The organism is Nocardia sp. NPDC003345 (assembly GCF_053589395.1).
Window position 1 is genome coordinate 1 of record NZ_JBSFRU010000433.1, and the last position, 4,487, is coordinate 4,487.

Consider the following 4,487-nt stretch of genomic DNA (forward strand, 5'->3'; position numbering starts at 1 on the left):
AGTGCGGGCTTGGCAAGATCGAGCAGGTGTTCGGTCTCGGTCTGCGACAGGCACAAGGCGCGGGCGATCGCCAGCAGCACCTCGTCCGAGGCATTATGCGCTTGGCTCTGTTCGAGGCGCACGTAGTAGGCGACGGACACTCCCGCGAGTTGGGCGACCTCTTCGCGGCGCAGGCCGGGCACGCGCCGACGTTTCCCCCAACTCTCCACCCCGGCCGCGGCAGGGCTCAAGGCGTCGCGGCGAGACTTGAGGAACTCGCCGAGGCTGCCTGAACCTGTACTGCCCATGCGACCAGGGTAGGCGTTTCTCCCCTGCTGAACGTATCCCTGCCAGTGGTATGAACGCTGGTCGCACGATCAACCGGAGTCTGGCTGGGGTCGCCCCTCCGGTCGAGAGTGGTGCCAGACGTCGCTCACGGAGGACGCATCCGCGAGCGCCGCTGCTCGGCCGTCGACTGGGGCGGCTTCCACGATTTGTCTGCAGGAGGACAGATGGACGACTACCGCTCGACCGCGCTCATCGTCGCCGTCAATGGCATCGTCGGTTCCGAGATCGCCCGCAAGCTCGCGATCCGGGGCGACTGGGACGTCTACGGACTGTCCCGCTCGTCCCACGAGCTCCCGCAGGGCGTGCGCCCGGTTCTGACCGACCTGCAAGACGCCCAGAACGTCGCGCAGGCGCTGAGAGACGTCCGCCCCACACACGTCTTTCTCACGGTGTGGTCGCGTCAGGAGAACGAGGCCGAGAACATCCGCGTGAACGGCGCGATGATTCGTAACCTCTTCGATGCACTCGCCACCGGCGGTACGGTGCGACACGCGGCGCTCATGACGGGGTTGAAGCACTATATGGGCCCCTTCGAGGCCTTCGGCACCGGAGAGATGCGCGAGACGCCTTTCCGCGAGGAGTCCGCCCGGCTGGAGACGCCGAACTTCTACTACGCGCAGGAAGACGAGGTCTTCGCTGCCGCCGAGCGGGACGGATTCACCTGGAGCGTCCACCGCGCCCACACCGTCACCGGCCACGCGGTCGGCAACGCGATGAACTTCGCGCTCACGCTCGCCGTACACGGCGCTATCGCCCGGGAGACCGGCACCCCGCTCGTCTTCCCCGGCACGGAACTGGTGTGGAACTGCCTCACCGATATCTCCGATTCGCGTGTCGTCGCCGATCAGATGATCTGGGCCTCGATTACTCCCGGTATCGGCAACGAGGCGTGGAATGTCACCAACGGCGAGGTCTTCCGCTGGCGCTGGTTGTGGCCCCGCCTCGCGGACGCGCTCGGCGTCGACTGGGAAGCCCCCACTTCGGAGCCCCGCCCGCTGGTCGAGCAGATGGCCGGGAAGGAACAGCTCTGGGGAGACATCGCCGCCGAGTACGGCCTCACCGAGTCCCGGCTCGATCGGGTGGCCTCGTTCTGGCACACCGACAGCGACCTCGGAGTCGAAGTCGAAGTCGTCGCGGATATGACCAAGAGCCGCCTGGCGGGATTCGGCACCTACATCAGCACCGAACGCGCGTTCCTCGAACTGTTCGACCGCTACGAGGCAGACGGCCTGGTACCCCCACGGCGCAGCGGGACCGACTGAACCACATCCGAGATCTCAGCGGCCGAGTTCGGCAGATCGAGGAGCCGCCTGCACACTCGTAGCTTCTGCATGTACTCCGCGATCGGCGGCGTACGGTTCCGGGAACTTCCGGCGAGCCCCGGCCCGTCGGGTGTCGGCTGCGCCGACGAGCGAGGGGGAGCTGCGGGCGGTGTCGTCGATGCCGCATGCAGAAGTGCGGGGTTGCCGACACGGGCAGCGCCGCGGAGGACAGATTCCGTGGATCGATTCCGGGGCGAGGCCCACGCCGCGGAACCCACAACTACCAACTCTCCCGACTTCTCCTCGGCGTTGATCAGGAGACGGGGGTGTACAAAGGGTTGGTCAAAACAAAACAGGTCAGGTCCGGTACTAGACCGGGCCTGACCTAGGATTCAAGTGGAGCTAAGGGGACTCGAACCCCTGACCCCCACACTGCCAGTGTGGTGCGCTACCAGCTGCGCCATAGCCCCGGATATTCGCGGCCGGTTCCCCGGCTGCCTGAACGAAGTTACACCACCTCCGCGTCGGGAGCCAAATCGCCTGGATTCCGGGTGAACGCTGAGGTCACGGCGCCACCTGCTGGACCCATTCGGGTTCGTTGACGTCGATCTTGGTGGCGACATCGAACACCGCGGGGGTCGCGGCACTGCCGTCGAGCGCGGCGGAGAGGTCGTCGACCGCCGCCCCGGCCTGATCCTTGGCCTGAGCCCGGCGGGTGCCGTCGGTGATGCAGTCGAGGGCGGATTCGGGGGCGCCGGCGCCGGTGGCCAGGGAGGCCAGTTCCTCGTCGGTCAGGCCGGAGCCTTCTTCGGGCTGCCGGTCGGTGAACAGGGTGTCGTGGAATTTCGCGTAGGCGACGGCGGGGCCGGACTCGGCGACGCATTGCAGGGCGGCGGTGGCGCGGGTGGAGTAGTCGCCGCTGGCGGATTTGGGGTCGAGGAAGTTGACGAAGCGGTAGCGGACGGCGAGCTTGCCTTCGTCGACCTTCTGGGCGATTTCCTGACCGTAGAGGGTTTCGAGGCTGCCGCAGGCCGGGCACAGGGGGTCTTCGTAGACCTCGATGGTCTTGGGCGCCTCGGGGCGGCCCAGGCGGACGCCGCCGTCGCTCTGCAGATCGACGGTGACCGCTTCGTCGCGGACCGTCCCGTAGCCGTCGTTGCGCACCTCGGCGCTATCGCTGCCCCATTGGAAGGCGAAGAAGACGATGAGGGCGATCACCACCACGGCCACCGCGCCGAGGGCGTAGGTGGTGCGGTTGGACATGGGACGGGGGGTGTAGCCGGGCGACGAATTGCTCACCCGGACCACTCTGCCGCATCCCGGCGAACCGGTCACGCGCGAACCACCAGGGAGAGGTCAGCCCCGGTCGGGACCGGCCCTTCCGGTGGGGAAACCGGCGGCTTCTTCGGCGGCGGCGACGTCCACCTGGGGCTTTGCGGTGGAGGAATCGTGCGGGTCGTCACCCTCGGGGGTGCGATTCATGGGTTCCGGCACGATCAGCCAGGCCAAGGCGGCGACCAGCAGCAACGATCCCGTCACGGCCAGGCCGGCGCCGTAGGACAGCGACTGGGCGATGGCGCCGACGATGATCGGGCCGAGCACGGTGCCGAGATCCTGGGACATCTGGAAACCGGCGAGCATGGTGCCGCCGCGGGCACGGGAGCCGATGATATCGCCGACGGCGGCCTGTTGAGCGGGGGTGAACAGACCCGATCCGATCCCGGCGACGAACGAGGTGACCAGCAGCCAGGTGAGGTCGGGGGCCAAGCCCAGGCCGGTGGTGCCGATCGCGCAGACCAGCGCACCGGAGATCAGCAGCGGCCGGCGGCCGTAACGGTCGGAGAGACGGCCCGAGAAGAACAGGACGGTGGCATTACCCGCGGCGAAGACCGTCAGCGCCACCCCTGCCATCCCGGATGGCTGCCCGAGCACCTCGACCACCAGCAGCGGGACCAGCGCCATCCGCACCCCGAAAACGGCCGCTCCGTTGGCGAAGTTGGACCACAGCGCGGCCCGGTATTCGGGGCGCGACAACCCCTGCATGAAACTGACCGTGCGCACGTCGCCCGCGGATTCGGTATCGGCGAGCCGCGAATCGCGAAGGTTGAAATACACCACCGCGACCGCCGCCAGCAGCGCGATCGCGTAAATGAGGAAAGGGGCTCGCAACCCGAACCCGGCGAGCGCGCCACCCACCAGCGGGCCGGACAGCCCGCCGATCAGGAAACAGGTGGACCACAGCCCGGTGACGCGGCCGCGCTCGGCGGGCGGGGACAACCGGATCACGAGCGCCATCGAGGAGACGGTGAACATGGTGGAACCGACCCCGCCCAGCGAACGCAGCACCATGAGCTGCCAGTAGGTCTGAGCGAAGGCACTGGCCCCGGTGGAGACGGCCACGATCAGCAACCCGACGAGATAGATCCGCCGCTCCCCCAGCATCTGCACCATCCGGCCGCTGACCGGGGCGAACAACAACCGCATGGCGGCGAAGGCGCTCACGATCGCGGACGCGGCGGCCACTCCGACGCCGAAACTCAACGCGAACTGCGGCAGCACCGGCGAGACCAGGCCGAACCCGATGGAAATACAGAACGCGGCGCCGATCAGGACCCAGATCTCGCTGGGCAGCGGCGCCCGCCGGGATGCGCGCCGAGGCAGGCGGGCGCGGAATTTGCGAGAAGCCGCCGGTTCCGTTCCACCCGATCCGTTCACACTCCCGGATACGGGTCGATCGTTTCCCACGGCGTCACCACTCACCCAGGCAACCAACGCCGGGCTCGACGTCACAATTCCCGTAATTTTGGAGCGGCTCCGCCGCTCGAGGTTCGGCCCTCCTGAGCGTCTGCTGTCAGTGCTCGAGACTCGCGGCTGCGCCGCCTCGCTTCGAGCACTGAC

The 4,487-nt window shown here is 67.9% G+C and carries 4 protein-coding genes and 1 tRNA gene; 1 reads left to right on the forward strand and 4 read right to left on the reverse strand.

Features of this window, described 5'->3' with window-relative positions; all coding sequences use genetic code 11:
• The coding region (locus ACWDU1_RS29980; RefSeq protein WP_450003614.1) for a helix-turn-helix domain-containing protein at positions 1 to 287 on the reverse strand (287 nt) is incomplete at its 3' end.
• 204 nt (positions 288 to 491) lie between these two features.
• Here ACWDU1_RS29980 and ACWDU1_RS29985 point away from each other — a divergent pair.
• Entirely contained in the window at positions 492 to 1,589 is a 1,098-nt protein-coding gene (locus ACWDU1_RS29985; protein ID WP_450003616.1) for an SDR family oxidoreductase, read from the forward strand.
• Positions 1,590 to 1,986: 397 nt separating this feature from the next.
• Here the strand turns inward: ACWDU1_RS29985 and ACWDU1_RS29990 are convergent.
• The 3 genes from ACWDU1_RS29990 to ACWDU1_RS30000 all read right to left on the reverse strand — a co-directional run bounded on the left by ACWDU1_RS29990 (position 1,987) and on the right by ACWDU1_RS30000 (position 4,250).
• Positions 1,987 to 2,059: transfer RNA gene (locus ACWDU1_RS29990), tRNA-Ala, on the reverse strand.
• A 94-nt stretch (positions 2,060 to 2,153) separates the two neighbouring features.
• Entirely contained in the window at positions 2,154 to 2,852 is a 699-nt protein-coding gene (locus ACWDU1_RS29995; protein ID WP_450003617.1) for a DsbA family protein, read from the reverse strand.
• A gap of 93 nt (positions 2,853 to 2,945) precedes the next feature.
• Complete coding sequence (locus tag ACWDU1_RS30000; RefSeq protein WP_450003618.1) at positions 2,946 to 4,250, reverse strand: MFS transporter; 1,305 nt, start codon at positions 4,248 to 4,250, stop codon at positions 2,946 to 2,948.
• Positions 4,251 to 4,487 lie beyond the last annotated feature (237 nt).